The sequence below is a fragment of the Roseomonas sp. HF4 genome (assembly GCF_005222755.1).
GTDB lineage: Bacteria > Pseudomonadota > Alphaproteobacteria > Acetobacterales > Acetobacteraceae > Neoroseomonas.
Genome location: NZ_STGD01000004.1, coordinates 221427 through 237189, shown reverse-complemented (window position 1 = coordinate 237189; position 15763 = coordinate 221427). Strand labels below are relative to the sequence as shown.

The following is a 15763-nucleotide window of genomic DNA, read 5'->3' as shown; positions in this document are numbered from 1 at the left end:
CGCGGTGGCCTCAGGGCGTGTTCGAGACTTCAGGCGGCGGTGAGGGCCGCCCGGATCTCGGCCACCGCTTCCTCGATCATTGGCGCCGTCACATCCAGATGCGTGCAGGCCCGCACGCGGCCGCCGAGGCCCGAGACCGCGACGCCGCGCATCTGCAGCTTCGCCTGCAGCTTCTCCACGGTCATGCCGGCGCCCTTGATGTCGAAGAAGACGAGGTTCGTGTCCGGTTCCTCGACCACCACGCCCGGGACCTGGCGCAGCCCGCGCGCGAGCGCCTTCGCATTCGCATGGTCCTCCGCCAGCCGGTCCACATGGTGGTCGAGGGCGTGGAGGCAGGCGGCGGCGCAGATGCCCGCCTGGCGCATCGAGCCGCCGAGCCGCTGCTTCCAGCGCCAGGCGCGGCCGATGAACTCATCGGTCCCGCACAGCACGGCGCCGAGCGGCGCGCCGAGGCCCTTCGTGAAGTCGAGCCACACGGAATCGTAGTTCGCGACCATGTCGGCCGGCGCGATGCCGGCGGCGACGCAGGCGTTCATCAGCCGCGCGCCGTCCATGTGCGTCGCCCAGCCCTGTTCGTGCGCCACGTCGGCCACGGCGTTGAGCTGCGCCAGCGGCCAGACCGCGCCGCCGCCGATATTGGCCGTCTGCTCGACCTCGAGCAGCCGCTGCGGCGGCGCGTAGCGGGTCTTCGGCCGGATCGCGGCGCGCACGTCCTCCGCCGTGAACATGCCGCGCGGGCCCTTCATCGGCATGATCTGCACGCCGGTCAGCGCGGCATGGGTGCCGCCCTCGCTGTGCAGGATGTGGCTGGTCTCGTGCGCGATGACCTCGTCGCCCTTGGAGCAGTGCGTGAGGATGGCGATGACGTTGCACATAGTGCCGGACGGCAGGTAGACGGCCGCCTCCTTGCCCATCAGCGCCGCCATGCGGTCGCAGAGAGCATGCACGGTCGGGTCGTCGCCATGCTGCTCGTCGCCGACCTCGGCCCGCATCATCGCGTCCTTCATCGCGGGCGTCGGGCGCGTCTGCGTGTCGGAATAGAGGTTGATGCGCACGGGCGGCGCGCCGGCGGGCGGGCGGTTCGGGGCGTGGACCATGGGTGTGGCGTCCTGCTGGGCTGTTGCGCGGAGGATGCCGCCTGCGCGACGATCCGGCCAGAGGGGGACGGGGCATGGTAGCCATCCGCAAGCTCGCGCTGTTGCGCGAGCAGGCGTTTTCGGAGATGGGCCGGGAGGGGGCGCGGCCGGTGGTGCGGGCCGTGGCGCTCGTCGCCATCGCCAACCCTTTCGCCGGGCGCTTCGCCGAGGATCTCTCGGAACTGGTCGATGCCGGGGCGGAACTCGCCGCGCGCGTCGCGCCCGACCTGCTGCGCCTGCTCGACGGGCCGGCGGTCTCCTATGGCAAGGGCGCGGTGGTCGGGCTGGCAGGCGAGATCGAGCACGGCCACGCGCTGCTGCACCCGCGCATGGGCGCGCCGCTCAGGGCCGCGATCGGCGGCGGTGCGGCGCTGATCCCCTCGGCGGCCAAGATCGGCGCGCCGGGGGCGGCGCTGGACCTGCCGCTCGGGCACAAGGACGACGCCTGGTCGCGCGGGCATTTCGACGCGATCACCGTCAGCCTGGGCGATGCGCCCCGGTCGGACGAGATCCTGGTCGTCATCGCGCTGGCCGACGGCGGGCGCCTGCTGCACCGGATCGGGGAGGGCGCGCCACGGTGAGTGCCGTGCCCATGGGCATCGCGCCGATCGAGGACGAGGAGCCCCGCGAGGGGCCGAGGCTGATGCTGGTGCCGGCGAATCTCGGCGGTTCGGTCCAGCATTTCTACCATTTCCTGCTCGGCTACATGCTGCCCTTCATCGAGCATTGCCACGAGCTCCGGCACGGGCACAGGTTCGTGCTGCGGGACTGCGGGCCGATGAACCGCCTGCTGGAGCAGCTCGACGACTTCCGCATCGGCCTGACGAGCCCGCACATGGTGCTGTCCTCCGTGATCGCGGCCAATGTCGCGGATGGCCGGCTGGCCCGGCTCATCGCCCCCGGCTTCGACCATCCCGAGGCCTATCGGCGCGACCGCTTCCTGCGGGTGCGGGAGACGATGCAGGCCCTCTATGCGGACCGGATCGCCGCCGCCGCGGCGCGATGGCCGGCCGCCGCCTCCGACCGGATGGTGCTGCTGGTGGACCGCGCGCCCGCCCCGGCCTTCTACCAGACGGGCGCGTCGGAGGTCCGGGGCTCGGGCGCGTCGCGCCGCAGCGTGCCGAACCTGGCCGAGGTGCAGGAGGCGCTGGCGGCGGTCGGCGACACCGTCGCGGTGCGGCTCGAGGACTGCGACCTGTTCGAGCAGATGATGCTGTTCTCCCGCGCCTGGCGCGTGGTCGGGCAGCACGGGGCGGGCCTGGCGCACATGATCTGGGCCAGGCCCGGCGCCGGGCTGGTCGAGATCCTGCCGAATCCGCAGAAACGCCCGGTGCCGCAGATCCTGCACGTTAGGTACTTCTCGGGCATTTGCCGGACCCTCGGCCTCGGCTGGAAGCCGGCGATCCAGGCGCACGACCACGCCGCGGTCCCACCCGCGGCGGTGCTCGAGGCGCTGTCAGCCCTCGGCTGAGGCTCAGCCGCTGGCGGAGGGCGCGGGGCGGCCCGAGGGAACCGGCACGGCATTCCGGCCATAGAGCGCCATGGCGCGCCGTTCGAAGGCGCGCACCATCAGGCGCACCGCCTCGTTGAACACGACGCCGATCGCCATCTGCAGGATGCGGGAGCGGAACTCGAAGTCGACGAAGAAGTCGACATCCACCCCTTCCGGCACCGGGCGGAAGCGCCAGTGGTTGTTGAGGTAGCGGAAGGGTCCCGTTTCGTAGGTGACGTGGATGTGGCCCGGGCGCTCGAGGCCGACGCGGGATCGGAAGGTCTCGCGGAACATCTTGAAGCCGATGGTGAGGTCGGCGACCAGCACCTGCTCGTCGCGCGTCAGCACGCGCGCGCCGACGCACCAGGGCAGGAATTCCGGGTAGCGGCGGACATCGGCCACCAGGTCGAACATCTGCTCCGGCGTGTAGCGGAGGATCTTGCGCTCGGCGTGGGTCGGCATGTCAGGCGCGCGCCAGCCTGGCCGCGCGCGCGTCGCGAAGCGCCGCGAAGTCGCGGTCGGCATGGTAGCTGCTGCGGGTCAGCGGCGTTGCCGAGACGAGCAGGAAGCCCTTGCCGCGGGCCGCCTTCGCGTAGTCCTCGAATTCGTCGGGCGGGACGAAGCGGTCGACGGCGGCGTGCTTGACGGTGGGCTGCAGGTACTGGCCGATGGTCAGGAAATCGACATCGGCGGAGCGCAGGTCGTCCATCACCTGCAGCACCTCGATCCGCTTCTCGCCCAACCCCACCATCAGGCCCGACTTCGTGAAGATCGAGGGGTCGAGCTGCTTCACGCGGTCGAGCAGCCGCAGCGAATGGTAGTAGCGCGCGCCTGGGCGGATGGTGGGGTAGAGCGCCGGCACGGTCTCGAGGTTGTGGTTGAAGACATCCGGCCGGGCCTCGACCACCACCTCCAGCGCGCCCTCCTTGCGCAAGAAGTCGGGCGTCAGGATCTCGATGGTGGTGCCGGGCGCGGCGGCGCGGATGGCGCGGATGGTCCGCGCGAAGTGTTCGGCGCCGCCATCGGCCAGGTCGTCGCGGTCGACGCTGGTGACGACCACGTGCTTCAGCCCGAGCGCGGCGACGGCCTCACCCACGCGGCGGGGCTCATCGGCGTCGAGCGCCTTCGGAATGCCGGTGGCGACATTGCAGAAGGAACAGGCGCGCGTGCAGGTCTCGCCCATGATCATCATGGTGGCGTGTCGCTGCGACCAGCATTCGCCGATGTTGGGGCAGGCCGCTTCCTCGCAGACCGTGACCAGCTTGTGCTCGCGCATCAGGGCGCGGGTCTCGTGGTAGATTGGGTGCGTCGGCGCCTTCACCCGGATCCAGGCGGGCTTGCGCTGGATGGGGTTGTCCGGGCGGTGCGCCTTCTCCGGGTGCCGGTCGGCGCCCTTGCGATGGTCGATTTCGACGCGCGTGGTCATGACCGGCATATAGATCCGCTTGCGGGCGACGACGAGGGCCTCATGCCTTCACCGCCCGCAGGCTGAGCGCCAGCGGCAGCCATGGCCGGTCCGGCCAGGTCCAGAGGCCCTGCGCGTCGCGCAGGCAGCCGGCGAAGGGCTTCCAGACGAGGCACGGATGCTCCCGCAGCCAGTCAAGGCCGAGTCCCGCCCCGCGCAGCGCGGCCAGGATGGACGCGAGGGGGTGCTGGAACTCGACGGTGAGGCTGTTGGTCAGCCGCGCCTCAGCATCCATGTAGTCGGCCGGATCGTCGAGCCGCCAGGGGCCGGGCTCGAAATAGGGGAAGCGCCAGCCGGGGAAGCCATCGGCGCAGGCGCCGCCATCGTCGAAGACCCGCGCCACCGGGTGCATGTCGGCGAAGTAGAGCGCCCCACCCGGGCGCAGCGCGAAGGCGATGGCCGCTGCCCAGGCCTCGAGGTCCGGCAGCCAGCAGATCGTGCCCCAGCTGGTGAAGACGAGGTCGAAGGCGCCCGCTTCGCCCGGCAGGACGGCCGGCGCGGCCAGCACGTCCGAGAGCACGAAACGCGCATTGGTCAGGCCGCATTCGGCGGCGAGGCTGCGTGCCGCGGCCAGCGCCGGCGGGCTGAAATCCACGCCCACGACACGCTTCGCCCCGCGCTGCGCCAGGGCCACGCTGTCGTCGCCCAGATGGCACTGCAGGTGCAGGATCGACAGGCCGGAGACATCGCCGATCTCCGCCTCCACGATCGCATCGAGCCGGCCACGTCCCGCCCGATGCGAGGATAGATCGTAGCCGCGCGGGCCGAGATGGAAGGCCGTGCGCTCGTCCCAGTTGGCCTGGTTGAGGCGCCGCCAGTCAGATGTGGATGACGCGGCCATAGGCGTCGAGCACCGATTCATGCATCGCTTCCGACACCGTCGGGTGCGGGAAGACGGTGTGCATGAGCTCCGCCTCGGTCGTCTCCAGCGTGCGGGCGATGCCGTAGCCCTGGATCATTTCGGTCACTTCCGGCCCGACCATATGGGCGCCGAGCAGCGCGCCGGTCTTGGCGTCGAACACCGTCTTCACGAAGCCCTCGGGCTCGCCCATCGCGATCGCCTTGCCGTTGCCGATGAATGGGAAGCGGCCGACCTTCAGCTCGTAGCCCTTCGCCTTGGCCGCGGCTTCGGTCAGGCCGACGCTCGCGACCTGCGGGCGGCAATAGGTGCAGCCAGGGATGTTGAGCACGTCCATGGCGTGCGGATGCATGCCCGCGATGGCTTCCACGGTGATGATGCCCTCGTGCGACGCCTTGTGCGCCAGCCAGGGCGGGCCGGTCAGGTCGCCGATGGCGTAGATGCCGGGTTCGCCGGTGCGGCCCATGGAGTCGGTGACGACATGCGTGCGGTCCACCTGGACCTTGGTGCCTTCCAGGCCGAGGTCTTCGACGTTGCCCACGATGCCGACCGCGCTGATGAGGCGGTCGGCCTTGATCTCTGTGACCTTGCCGCCGGCTTCAACGATGGCGGCGACGCTGTCGCCCTCCTTGCGCACGCCCTGCACCTTGGCGCCCACGATGACCTTCATCTTCTGCTTCTCGAAGGCCTTGTGGACGAAGGCGGAGACCTCCGCATCCTCGACCGGCAGGATGCGGTCCATGGCTTCGATCAGCGTCACCTCGGAACCCATGTTGAGGTAGAAGGACGCGAACTCGCTGCCGATCGCGCCCGAGCCGATGACGATGAGCCGCTTGGGCAGCGCGGGGGCGACCATCGCCTCCCGGTAGGACCAGATCAGCTTGCCGTCGGGCTCCATGCCCGGCAGCACGCGGGCGCGCGCGCCGGTGGCGAGGATGATGTGCTTGGCCGCGAGCTCGGCCACCGGCTTTCCGTCCTTGGTCACGGCGAGCTTGCCGGGGCCGGCCAGCTTCGCGTGGCCGTCGAAGACCGTGACCTTGTTCTTCTTCAGCAGGTGCTTCACGCCGCCGCTGAGCTGGCTTGCGACGCCACGGCTACGCTTCACCACCTTCGCGAAATCGAAGCGCACATTGTCGGCCGCGAAGCCATAGGCGTCGAGGCTGTGCAGCAGGTGGTTGATCTCGCTGGCCCTGAGCAGCGCCTTGGTCGGGATGCACCCCCAGTTCAGGCAGATGCCGCCGAGGTTCTCGCGCTCGACCAGCGCGACCTTCATCTTGAGCTGTGACGCGCGGATCGCGGCCACGTAGCCGCCGGGGCCGCCGCCCACCACCACCAGGTCGAATGTCTCGGCCATCACGCGGCCTCCTTCGCAAGGGTTGCGAGCGCGTCGCCGGCCAGGCGCCGCGTGATCCATTCCTTCAGCGCCTCGGCGCCCATCGCGTCGTAGGTCGCGATGGCCGGCGCGTTCCAGTCGAGCACGCTCCAGGCGAGGCGCCCGCCGCCTTCGGCCAGCGTGTCGGCCGCCAGCCGCGCGAACAGGGCGCGCGCGATGCCGCGGCGGCGATAGGCTGGCTCGACCCACAGATCCTCGAGCCACCGCCCGTGCTTCGCGAGGAAGGTGGAGAAGGTCCAGTGATAGAGCGCCATGCCGGCGGCCGCGCCGTCCACCTCCGCGATGAGGCAGCCGGCGCGCCGCGGCGTGCCGAACAGCGCGGCGTGGAAGTCGGCTTCCGTGCCGCGCGCCTCATGGGCAAGCCGCTCGTACTCGGCCAGCGCGCGGACGAAGCGGGCGATGGTCGGCACGTCGGCGGGCACCGCCTCCCGGATAGCCGGTGTCGTCACAGCAGCAGGCTCAGCGGATCCTCGATCGTGCGCTTCAGCGCCTGGATGAATTCCGCCGCCAGCGCGCCGTCGATGACGCGGTGGTCGACCGACAACGTGCAGGTCATCACCGTTGCGATCGCCAGCGCGCCGTCCTTCACCACCGGCTTCTGCAGCCCGGCCGAGACGGCGAGGATGCCGGCCTGCGGCGGGTTGATGATCGCCGAGAAGTCCGAGACGCCATACATGCCCATGTTGGAGATGGAGAAGCCGCCGCCCTGGAATTCCTCGGGCTTCAGCTTGCCGGATTTCGCCCGCGCGGCGAGGTCCTTCATCTCGGCGCTGATCGCCGCCAGCCCCTTGCGGTCGGCGCTCCGCACAATCGGCGTGATCAACCCTTCGGGGATGCTCACCGCCACCGAGATGTCGACATCGTGGTACTGGAGGATCGCATCCTCGGTCCAGGTCGCGTTGCAGGCGGGGAAGCGGCGGAGCGTCGCGGCGGTCGCCTTGATCACCAGGTCGTTGACCGACAGCTTGTAGGCGCCCGGCCCATCCTTGGGCGAGCGCGCATTGAGGTCGGCGCGCAGCTTCAGCAGCGCGTCGATCTCCATGTCCATCGTCACGTAGAAATGCGGGATGGTCGCCTTCGATTCAGACAGGCGGCGCGCGATCACCTTGCGCATGCTGCTGTTGGGCACCGCGGTATGCGGGGCCGTCACCGCGACCGGCGCGGCGGCGGGCTTCGCCGCGGGGGCGGCCGCCGGCGCGGGCGCCGCGGCGGGGCCGCGCGACAGCGCCGCCTCGATATCCGCCTTCACGATGCGGCCGTTGGGGCCGGACCCCTTCACGCCGGCCAGGTCGAGCCCGGCCTGCTGCGCCATGCGCCGCGCGAGGGGGCTCGCGAAGATGCGCTCCCCGTCCGCCCTCGTCGGCGGGGCCGCGGCTTCGCGCTGCGCGTCCTGCGGCGCGGAGGGTTTCGCGGCCGGTTTCGGCTCCGGCTTGCCCTCGGGCTCGGAGCCGGATTCAGCCGCGCGCGCCTCCGCGGGCTTCGGCTTCGGCCCGGACGAGGCGTCGGCGGGGACATCCTCGCCCTTCTCGACAAGCACGGCGATGACGTCGTTGACCTTCACGCCCTGGGTGCCGTCGGGCACCAGGATCCTGCCGAGGATGCCCTCGTCGACCGCTTCGACTTCCATCGTCGCCTTGTCGGTCTCGATCTCGGCGATGACGTCGCCGGCCTTGACCGTGTCGCCCTCCTTCTTGAGCCAGCGCGCCAGGTTGCCCTCCGTCATGGTGGGGGAGAGTGCCGGCATCAGGATGTTCGTCGCCATGGTCTCAGCCCCTCACTTGTACGTGACGCGCTTCGCCGCCTCGACCACCTGCTCGAGGCGGGGCAGCGCGAGCTTCTCGAGGTTCGCGGCATAGGGCATCGGGATGTCGAGCCCGTGCACGCGCACCGGCGGCGCATCGAGGTGGTCGAAGCAGGTCTCCATGATCTGCATCGCGACCTCGGCACCGATGCCGGCGTAGGGCCAGCCTTCCTCGATCGTCACCAGGCGGTTCGTCTTGCGGACGGAGTTCGCGATGGTCTCGGTATCCAGCGGTCGGAGGCTGCGGAGATTCACGACCTCGGCGCTGATGCCCTGTTCGGCCAGCTTCTCGGCCGCCTGCATCGCCATGCCGACCATGATCGAGAAGGCGACGATGGTGACATCCGTGCCAGGCCGCTCGACCTTCGCCTTGCCGATCGGCAAGACGAAATCCTCGGCCGTCGGGCAGTCGAAGGTCTGCCCGTACATGATCTCGTTCTCGAGCACGATGACCGGGTTCGGGTCGCGGATCGCGGCGCGCAGCAGGCCCTTCGCGTCCGCCGCACTCCAGGGCGCGACCACCTTCAGCCCCGGGCAATGCGCGTACCAGGACGCGTAGCACTGCGAATGCTGGGCGGCGACGCGCGACGCCGCGCCGTTCGGCCCGCGGAAGACGATCTGGCAGCCGAGCTGCCCGCCCGACATGTAGAGCGTCTTGGCGGCCGAGTTGATGATCTGGTCGATCGCCTGCATCGAGAAGTTGAAGGTCATGAACTCGACGATCGGCTTAAGGCCGGTGAAGGCCGCGCCCACCGCCATGCCGGTGAAGCCGTGCTCGGTGATGGGCATATCCATCACGCGCCTGGGGCCGAATTCGTCGAGCAGGCCCTGGCTGATCTTGTAGGCACCCTGGTACTGGCCGACCTCCTCGCCGATCAGGAAGACATCGCGGTCGGCGCGCATCTCGGCGGCCATGGCGTCGCGCAGCGCCTCCCGCACCGTGATGGGCTTCGTGGGACCCCAGTCGCGCTCGGGCTGCATCTCGGGCGCGCGGGGTGCGGCAGGGACGGTGGGGTCGGCGCGAAGCGCGGTGCCAGCATCGGCGATCATCTTCTCGTTCTCGCGCGCGTTCTTGTTGGTGATGCCGTGCGCGGTCTCGGCCGCGCCGCCGGCGCCGCCGTCGAGTTCCGCGATCGGGCTGTTCACCTGCACGCCCTCGCTGCCCTCGGGCACCAGGATCGAGGTGATGGTGCCCTCGTCGACCGCCTCGACCTCCATGGTCGCCTTGTCGGTCTCGATCTCGGCGATCACGTCCCCGGAACGCACCGCGTCGCCTTCCTTCTTGAGCCAGCGCGCGAGCTTGCCCTCGGTCATGGTCGGCGAGAGCGCCGGCATCAGGATCACGGCACCCATCTCACTTCGCCCTTTCGCTGGACGCGCCGCCACCGGCGGCGCTTGGCACGAGAACGTCGGTCCAGAGCTCGCTCTCCGGCGGCTCCGGGCTCTCCTGCGCGAAGTCGGCGCTGTCCTGCACGATCGCCTTCACCTCGTCGTCGATCACCTTGAGCTCCGCCTCGGCCACGCCGAGCTGCTCCAGCAGCGTCTTGCGCACCGTCTCGATGCAGTCCGACGTCTCGCGCATCTTCTGCACTTCTTCCCGCGTGCGGTACTTGGCGGGGTCGGACATGGAATGGCCGCGATAGCGGTAGGTCTTCATCTCGAGCAGGTAGGGACCCTTGCCGGCGCGGCAGTGCGCCACGGCCCGCTCGGCCGCCTCCCGCACCGCGATCACGTCCATGCCGTTCACCTGCTCGCCGGGGATGCCCCAGGGGGCGCCGTTCTGCGACAGGTCGCGGGACGCGCTCGCGCGTTCCACGCTCGTGCCCATGCCGTACTTGTTGTTCTCGATCACGAAGATGCAGGGCAGCTTGAACAGCGCGGCAAGGTTCAGGCTCTCGAAGACCTGGCCCTGGTTCGAGGCGCCCTCGCCGAAATAGGCGACCGCCACGTTGTCGCTCTCGCGGTACCAGTTCGAGAAGGCGAGGCCCGCGCCGAGGCTCACCTGCGCGCCCACGATGCCATGCCCGCCGTAGAAGCCCTTCTCGCGCGAGAACATGTGCATGCTCCCGCCCTTGCCCTTGGAATAGCCGCCGATGCGGCCCGTGAGCTCCGCCATCACGCCGCGCGCCTCCATGCCGGTCGCCAGCATGTGCCCGTGGTCGCGGTAGGAGGTGATGACCTGGTCGCCCGGCTTCAGCGCCATCTGCATGCCGACCACGACCGCTTCCTGCCCGATGTAGAGATGGCAGAAGCCGCCGATCAGCCCCATTCCGTAGAGTTGGCCCGCCTTTTCCTCGAAGCGGCGGATCAGGAGCATGTCGCGATAGGCCCGCAGCAGGTCGTCCCGGGAAATCGGCGGTTCCTTGGCGCGCCCACGGCGCTTGGGGCTGGTATCGGCGGCCTTGGCCATGCGGCGCTCCTCCGGAAAGGCGATCTTTGCGTCACATAGGGCGGCGTCCGGCCAGCGCGCAAGCCGAGCGCGCCGAAAAAAGCGTGTTATTGCAATGCAATACGGCGATTAACCAATTCACGGTTAAGTCCTTGCCGGAACACGCGAAGCGAGGTAGGCGCGCAATAAAATTACGATATCGGGCCGTCTCCGCGCATCAGCGTGGCGGGGAACCCCCCGCCGCATCGCCGAATTGTTCCGCAGGCCCCGTATCAGTAGAGCCGCCGCTCCGGCCCGTAGGGCACAACGATCTCATTCGGCGCGACGAGGTTGAGCAGCGAGCGGGCCCGCTCGTCCAATTGGTCGCGGTCCAGCCGGTCGCCGCGCAGGCCGGCGACGCGCCGCTCCAGCGCGTCGCGCTCGGCCTCCGCCGCCGCCAGGTCGGCACGCGCATGGCGGATCTGCTCGAGCCGCCGCTCATGCGCCAGCGTGCCCCGCTCCCCATGCCGGGCATGCCAGACGAAATAGCCCGTGACCGAGAGGAACAGCACCGGAAGCACCATGGCCCTGGCCAGGCGCTTCATGGCCGACAGCAGCCGCATCAGGCGGTTGGCTCCATAAACTGAGACGGCGCAAGAGAATCAATGCGCCGCCTTCTTGTCCAGCACGAAGGTGCGGTCGCGGCGCCTTTTCTTCGGCGCCCCCCCGGCTGCGCCACCGGGAAGGGATTGCGGCTTCGCCAAGATGCATGCGCGTAGCCAGCCCACCCCGGCACGGCATCTTCGCCCGGTGGCCTGGCGCATGATGCCGGCCGGCGCCATCTGACCCGTGCGTTGGCTCAGCGGCGGATGGCGCCACGCCCCGCGTAGCGCGCCGCGGGACCCAGCCCCTGCTCGATCCGGATCAGCCGGTTGTACTTGGCCAGCCGGTCCGAGCGGGACAGCGAGCCGGTCTTGATCTGCCCGCAATTCGTGGCGACGGCGAGGTCGGCGATCGTCGCATCCTCGGTCTCGCCGGAGCGGTGACTCATCACCGCGCGGTAGCCGGCGCGGTGGGCGGTCTCGACCGCCTCCAGCGTCTCGGTCAGCGTGCCGATCTGGTTGACCTTCACCAGGATGGCGTTGGCCGTGCCGCGCTCGATGCCCTGGCGCAGGCGCTCGGGGTTCGTCACGAACAGGTCGTCGCCGACCAGCTGCACCCTGGCCCCGAGCCGGTCGGTCAGCGCCTTCCAGCCGTCCCAGTCGTCCTCGGCCATGCCGTCCTCGATCGAGACGATCGGCCACTTGGCGCAAAGCCCGGCCAGATAGTCCACCATGCCGCCGGCATCGAGGGTCTTGCCCTCGCCCTCCATGGCGTAGCGGCCGTCGCGGAAGAACTCGGTCGCCGCGCAATCGAGCGCGAAGACGACATCCTCGCCCACCCGGTGGCCGGCCGCCTCGCAGGCCTTGGCGATGAAGCCCAGCGCCTCGTCGGCCGAGCCGATGTTCGGCGCGAACCCGCCCTCGTCGCCGACATTGGTCGAATGCCCGGCATCGTGCAGCGCACGCTTCAGCGCCATGAACACCTCGGACCCGATCCGCACGGCGTCGGCGATCGTGCCGGCGCCCATCGGCATGATCATGAATTCCTGGATGTCGATCGGGTTGTCGGCATGCTGGCCGCCGTTGATGATGTTCATCATCGGCACCGGCAGCGTGCGCGCGAAGACGCCGCCGACATGGCGATAGAGCGGGATGTCGAGGTCGACCGCCGCCGCCTTGGCGACCGCCAGGCTCACCGCCAGCATGGCATTGGCGCCGAGCCGCCCCTTGTTCGGCGTGCCGTCCAGCTCGATCAGCGTCTCGTCGATCTTGACTTGGTCGAAGGCGTCGATGCCCGAGAGCGCGTCGAAGATCTCGCCCTCGACATTCGCGCAGGCCTTCAGCACGCCCTTGCCGCCGTAGCGGGACTTGTCGCCGTCGCGCAGTTCCACCGCCTCATGCGCGCCGGTCGAGGCACCGGAGGGCACGATGGCGTGGCCGCGCGCCCCGGTCTCCAGCACCACCTCGGCCTCGACGGTCGGGTTGCCGCGGCTGTCGAGGACCTCGCGGGCGATGATGTCGGCGATTGCGGCCATGCGGGCGGGCTCCGGGGAAGGTTCCGGGCGTGGCTACACCGGGGCGGCGGCGGCGAAAAGGTCCGGCGCCGCGAAACCGCGCGGCCTGCCGTCAGCGCGCCTGCACGATCACGCCCTGCAGGCGCGCCGTCGCGGCCTGCAGCCCCGCGAGGCCCGCCGCATCCCCCGCTCCGGCTGCGGCATGTGCGGCCGGCAGCGCGCCGAGCGCGGCCACCACCTCGGCCGCCGGCAGGTCCGGCGGATCCCCGGCCAGCGCCGCCTGCACGCGGTTCCAGAGCGCGATGCGGTCGGCCGGCGTCAGGTTGCGGTCGGTGCGGGCCGCCTCCAGCACGCCGCGCTGCGCGGCGCGCCAGGCCTCGTGGCGCTGCGCCAGCGCGCCGCGCAGCGCCGCGCGCCCATCCTGGCCCATCACCGCCTGCAGCAAGGCGACGCCGGCCTCGAGCGCCGCCTGGCGTTCGACGGCCAGCCGGGCGGCGTCCATGCCGGACGGGACCGGGGCGGCCAGGCTCCGCAACCCCTCAAGCCCGCGGCGGCGCTCGGCCTCGGAGGGCCAACGGGCCGGCACGGCGCGCAGCCCGGCCAAGGCGGCCTCGACGCGGCCGAGGGCGGCGGCGGCCTCCGTCTGGTCGGCCGGCGCCGTGCCGAGCGACAGCGCCGCGACGCGCCGCGCCTGGATCGCGACCAGGTCCATCCCGGGGTCGAGCACCGCCCCGGCCACGGGCGTCGCGAGCGGGGGCAGGCTGCGCGGCACCGTGCCGCCAGCGGCGAAGCGGAGCGAGGCCGCCTGCTCGACCTCCGCCCGTTCCCGCGCCGCGAGGTGGTCCACCACCAACCCGATCCGCAGGTCCGCGGCGGTGACGAGCGCGGCGTGCTGCGCAGCCGGGGGCAGGGGCGCGAAGGGCGCGGCGGTGCATCCGGACAGCAGCAGCAGCAGGACAGGCAGGTTCCGGCGGCGCATGGCGACCCTCCTCGGTGTTCGGCAGAGCCTACAGCAGGCGACGCCCTTGCGGCAGGACCGGGGCGGGCATGGGTGGCCTCGACCGCTGCGACCAGCCGGGGCGGTCCGGCTGGCGGCGCGGGGGCAGGGATCGGCGTCCGCGTGGTCGGGTCGGGAATGCATGGCGGTCGGTAAGGCATCCCGTTCGGCGCCGCGCGGGTCGCGAAGCCGGGTCTGCGCCAGCGCGTCGACATCGCGCCGGACGGCCATGAAGGCATCGGGACAGGGTGCGGTCCCGGCGTGGCCGGACCAGCGCCGGGCCTGTCATACTAGGCGACCGAAGGTCTGACCTGCCGTCCGCGGGGCCGAGGCGCCGAATGGCGCCCGCCGCAGGTGCGGCGAAGCCGAGGGCCGCGCATGCGGCCCGCCAGACATCCGGCGAAAGCCAGGGAAACCTGAGGGTTCCACGTCACACCGCAGGCGCGCCTTCGGCACGACGCGCCCGAGGGCATTCAAAGGTCGATGCAAGCGCTCGAAGACCTCGAACGCCGGTGTCAGCCGTTGCGGCGCGTCTGGCGCAGGTCGCGCTGGAGTTCGATGCGCAGGCCTGCCCGGTCGCAGGGGGCCAGGATGCGCGATGGCAGGCCCGTCGCGATCGGAAGAGGGTCGGTGCGCGGCCGGGAATGCCCCGCCAGGCGGACATCGACGCCGGCGATGCCGCGGTTGCGGATCACTTCCCCCCATTCGCCGGCATGGGCCGTGACCGGATCGCCGGGTTCGTCCCGGAGCAGGCGCACAAGGTCGCCAGGCTCGTAGTCGGGCACGGCGCTTCCGTCGTCGAGATACGCGATCCGCATGCAACCCCCGGGATGCGACCTCGCCTGACTACGCCCGCGGGGGTGAAGGAAGCCTTGCGCCGCGCGGCCGCGGGTCGCTACCCGCCATCCCCCGGACGCCGCCCGGCCCAGAACAGCCAGACGATCCAGCCGAAGGCGGCCACGAAGATCGCGTGCGCGCCGAGGGCGACCAGCACCACCTCCGGGTTCCAGCCCGCGGCGGCCATAGTGCGGAACGCCGCAGGGACGGACCACCAGAGCACGAACGCCATCGCGGCCGCGAGCACCGCCGCCACGATGGGGCGGCGCGGCATGGGCGGCAGGCCGGGCGGGCGCGCCATGGCTCAGCCCGACTTGGCGAGCGCGTCGAAGGCCTTGAGGCGGGCGATCAGCGCCGGCATCTGCCGCAGCGGGATCATGTTCGGCCCGTCGGACGGCGCATGGTCGGGGTCGGGGTGCGTCTCGATGAACACCGCTGCGACGCCGACCGCGACCGCCGCGCGCGCCAGGACGGGCGCGAATTCGCGCTGCCCGCCGCTGCTGGTCCCCTGCCCGCCCGGCTGCTGCACGGCATGGGTCGCATCCATCACCACGGGGTATCCGGTCTGCGCCATGATCGGCAGGGAGCGCATGTCGGCAACCAGCGTGTTGTAGCCGAAGGAGGAGCCGCGTTCGCAGAGCAGGATGCTGTGATTGCCGGTGGAGGCGATCTTGGCGGCGACGTTGACCATGTCCCAGGGCGCCAGGAACTGGCCCTTCTTGACGTTGATCGCGCGCCCCGTCGCCCCGGCCGCCAGCAGGAGGTCGGTCTGGCGGCAGAGGAAGGCCGGGATCTGCAGCACGTCCACGGCCTCGGCCGCGGGCGCGCATTGTTCGGAGGCGTGCACGTCGGTCAGCGTCGGCAGGCCGGTCGTGTCGCGCACCTCGGCCAGGATCGCGAGGCCTTCCGCCATGCCGATGCCGCGCGCGGCATTCACCGAGGTGCGGTTCGCCTTGTCGAAGGAGGATTTGTAGATCAGCGGCACGCCGGCAGCGGCGGCGATCTCGGCCAGCGCGGCGCCCATCTCGAGCGCATGGGCGCGGCTTTCGATCTGGCAGGGGCCGCACAGGAACACGAGCGGCCTGTCGTTGCCGATGGTGACGGGGCCGACTTTGACGTGGCGCATCAGGAGCCTCTGTTTCGCTAGACTACTGAGCTTCTAGGGCCTTGGCGGCACTGGTGGCGAGAGGGCGTCCGCCCGTCTCGCCCGCGCCGCGGCAAAGGCCGAGAGGCCTTGGCGAACCCTCCTGCGGGCGCAGGCAAGCCCGGCTACCTCTCCCGCGGAGGTTCGGGGCCCGG

General features: G+C 70.9%; 17 protein-coding genes. 2 read left to right on the top strand and 15 right to left on the bottom strand.

What is annotated here, in order from left to right; all coding sequences use genetic code 11:
- Positions 1 to 29 precede the first annotated feature (29 nt).
- Positions 30 to 1097: a low specificity L-threonine aldolase gene (locus E8M80_RS08535; protein ID WP_137125252.1), complete on the bottom strand. Its 1068-nt coding sequence runs from the start codon at positions 1095 to 1097 to the stop codon at positions 30 to 32.
- A gap of 74 nt (positions 1098 to 1171) precedes the next feature.
- On the opposite strand from E8M80_RS08535, the gene E8M80_RS08530 reads away from it, so the two are divergent.
- The gene (locus E8M80_RS08530) at positions 1172 to 1717 is read left to right on the top strand and encodes an amino acid synthesis family protein (RefSeq protein ID WP_137125251.1); all 546 of its coding nucleotides are present in this window, start codon (positions 1172 to 1174) and stop codon (positions 1715 to 1717) included.
- Positions 1714 to 2607, top strand: coding sequence for a glycosyltransferase 61 family protein (locus E8M80_RS08525; protein WP_137125250.1), 894 nt, complete (start codon positions 1714 to 1716; stop codon positions 2605 to 2607). The genes E8M80_RS08530 and E8M80_RS08525 overlap by 4 nt, the downstream gene beginning before the upstream one ends.
- A 3-nt stretch (positions 2608 to 2610) precedes the next feature.
- Here the strand turns inward: E8M80_RS08525 and E8M80_RS08520 are convergent, their stop codons facing one another.
- The 14 genes from E8M80_RS08520 to kdsA form a co-directional block, all read right to left on the bottom strand.
- Positions 2611 to 3090: a type II toxin-antitoxin system RatA family toxin gene (locus tag E8M80_RS08520; RefSeq protein ID WP_137125249.1), complete on the bottom strand. Its 480-nt coding sequence runs from the start codon at positions 3088 to 3090 to the stop codon at positions 2611 to 2613.
- A gap of 1 nt (position 3091) precedes the next feature.
- Complete coding sequence (gene lipA, locus E8M80_RS08515; protein WP_137125248.1) at positions 3092 to 4054, bottom strand: lipoyl synthase; 963 nt, start codon at positions 4052 to 4054, stop codon at positions 3092 to 3094.
- Between the two features lie 40 nt (positions 4055 to 4094).
- Positions 4095 to 4934, bottom strand: a complete 840-nt coding sequence (locus E8M80_RS08510) for a bifunctional 2-polyprenyl-6-hydroxyphenol methylase/3-demethylubiquinol 3-O-methyltransferase UbiG (protein WP_170979284.1) — start codon at positions 4932 to 4934, stop codon at positions 4095 to 4097.
- A complete protein-coding gene (lpdA, locus tag E8M80_RS08505) occupies positions 4912 to 6306 on the bottom strand; it encodes a dihydrolipoyl dehydrogenase (RefSeq protein ID WP_137125246.1) in 1395 nt (464 codons plus the stop codon). Before lpdA ends, E8M80_RS08510 begins: the two co-directional genes overlap by 23 nt.
- Positions 6306 to 6794 carry a GNAT family N-acetyltransferase gene (locus E8M80_RS08500; protein WP_137125245.1) on the bottom strand — a complete coding sequence of 163 codons (489 nt, stop codon included), beginning with the start codon at positions 6792 to 6794 and terminating at the stop codon, positions 6306 to 6308. Before E8M80_RS08500 ends, lpdA begins: the two co-directional genes overlap by 1 nt.
- Positions 6791 to 8107 (bottom strand): pyruvate dehydrogenase complex dihydrolipoamide acetyltransferase, encoded by a 1317-nt coding sequence (locus E8M80_RS08495; RefSeq protein WP_137125244.1) that lies wholly within the window; start codon positions 8105 to 8107, stop codon positions 6791 to 6793. Before E8M80_RS08495 ends, E8M80_RS08500 begins: the two co-directional genes overlap by 4 nt.
- Positions 8108 to 8119: 12 nt before the next feature.
- Entirely contained in the window at positions 8120 to 9499 is a 1380-nt protein-coding gene (locus E8M80_RS08490; RefSeq protein ID WP_137125243.1) for a pyruvate dehydrogenase complex E1 component subunit beta, read from the bottom strand.
- A 1-nt stretch (position 9500) separates the two neighbouring features.
- A complete protein-coding gene (pdhA, locus tag E8M80_RS08485; protein WP_137125242.1) occupies positions 9501 to 10556 on the bottom strand; it encodes a pyruvate dehydrogenase (acetyl-transferring) E1 component subunit alpha in 1056 nt (351 codons plus the stop codon).
- Positions 10557 to 10807: 251 nt separating this feature from the next.
- Positions 10808 to 11137 (bottom strand): septum formation initiator family protein, encoded by a 330-nt coding sequence (locus E8M80_RS08480; RefSeq protein WP_240789949.1) that lies wholly within the window; start codon positions 11135 to 11137, stop codon positions 10808 to 10810.
- A 236-nt stretch (positions 11138 to 11373) separates the two neighbouring features.
- Positions 11374 to 12651, bottom strand: coding sequence for a phosphopyruvate hydratase (gene eno / locus E8M80_RS08475; protein WP_137125241.1), 1278 nt, complete (start codon positions 12649 to 12651; stop codon positions 11374 to 11376).
- 91 nt (positions 12652 to 12742) lie between these two features.
- Positions 12743 to 13609, bottom strand: coding sequence for a hypothetical protein (locus E8M80_RS08470; protein WP_137125240.1), 867 nt, complete (start codon positions 13607 to 13609; stop codon positions 12743 to 12745).
- A 533-nt stretch (positions 13610 to 14142) separates the two neighbouring features.
- Positions 14143 to 14445 carry a hypothetical protein gene (locus E8M80_RS08465; protein WP_137125239.1) on the bottom strand — a complete coding sequence of 101 codons (303 nt, stop codon included), beginning with the start codon at positions 14443 to 14445 and terminating at the stop codon, positions 14143 to 14145.
- Between the two features lie 77 nt (positions 14446 to 14522).
- Positions 14523 to 14738, bottom strand: a complete 216-nt coding sequence (locus E8M80_RS08460; RefSeq protein ID WP_137125238.1) for a hypothetical protein — start codon at positions 14736 to 14738, stop codon at positions 14523 to 14525.
- Positions 14739 to 14768: 30 nt separating this feature from the next.
- Positions 14769 to 15590, bottom strand: coding sequence for a 3-deoxy-8-phosphooctulonate synthase (kdsA, locus tag E8M80_RS08455; RefSeq protein WP_137125237.1), 822 nt, complete (start codon positions 15588 to 15590; stop codon positions 14769 to 14771).
- Positions 15591 to 15763 lie beyond the last annotated feature (173 nt).

Excerpts from the sequence above, each read along its gene's own strand:
- E8M80_RS08535 (WP_137125252.1), bottom strand. The coding sequence starts at position 1,097 with ATGGTCCACGCCCCGAACCGCCCGCCCGCCGGCGCGCCGCCCGTGCGC.
- E8M80_RS08530 (WP_137125251.1), top strand. The coding sequence starts at position 1,172 with ATGGTAGCCATCCGCAAGCTCGCGCTGTTGCGCGAGCAGGCGTTTTCG.
- E8M80_RS08520 (WP_137125249.1), bottom strand. The coding sequence starts at position 3,090 with ATGCCGACCCACGCCGAGCGCAAGATCCTCCGCTACACGCCGGAGCAG.
- lipA (WP_137125248.1), bottom strand. The coding sequence starts at position 4,054 with ATGACCACGCGCGTCGAAATCGACCATCGCAAGGGCGCCGACCGGCAC.
- E8M80_RS08510 (WP_170979284.1), bottom strand. The coding sequence starts at position 4,934 with ATGGCCGCGTCATCCACATCTGACTGGCGGCGCCTCAACCAGGCCAAC.
- lpdA (WP_137125246.1), bottom strand. The coding sequence starts at position 6,306 with ATGGCCGAGACATTCGACCTGGTGGTGGTGGGCGGCGGCCCCGGCGGC.
- E8M80_RS08495 (WP_137125244.1), bottom strand. The coding sequence starts at position 8,107 with ATGGCGACGAACATCCTGATGCCGGCACTCTCCCCCACCATGACGGAG.
- E8M80_RS08490 (WP_137125243.1), bottom strand. The coding sequence starts at position 9,499 with ATGGGTGCCGTGATCCTGATGCCGGCGCTCTCGCCGACCATGACCGAG.
- pdhA (WP_137125242.1), bottom strand. The coding sequence starts at position 10,556 with ATGGCCAAGGCCGCCGATACCAGCCCCAAGCGCCGTGGGCGCGCCAAG.
- E8M80_RS08480 (WP_240789949.1), bottom strand. The coding sequence starts at position 11,137 with ATGCGGCTGCTGTCGGCCATGAAGCGCCTGGCCAGGGCCATGGTGCTT.
- eno (WP_137125241.1), bottom strand. The coding sequence starts at position 12,651 with ATGGCCGCAATCGCCGACATCATCGCCCGCGAGGTCCTCGACAGCCGC.
- E8M80_RS08470 (WP_137125240.1), bottom strand. The coding sequence starts at position 13,609 with ATGCGCCGCCGGAACCTGCCTGTCCTGCTGCTGCTGCTGTCCGGATGC.
- E8M80_RS08465 (WP_137125239.1), bottom strand. The coding sequence starts at position 14,445 with ATGCGGATCGCGTATCTCGACGACGGAAGCGCCGTGCCCGACTACGAG.
- E8M80_RS08460 (WP_137125238.1), bottom strand. The coding sequence starts at position 14,738 with ATGCCGCGCCGCCCCATCGTGGCGGCGGTGCTCGCGGCCGCGATGGCG.
- kdsA (WP_137125237.1), bottom strand. The coding sequence starts at position 15,590 with ATGCGCCACGTCAAAGTCGGCCCCGTCACCATCGGCAACGACAGGCCG.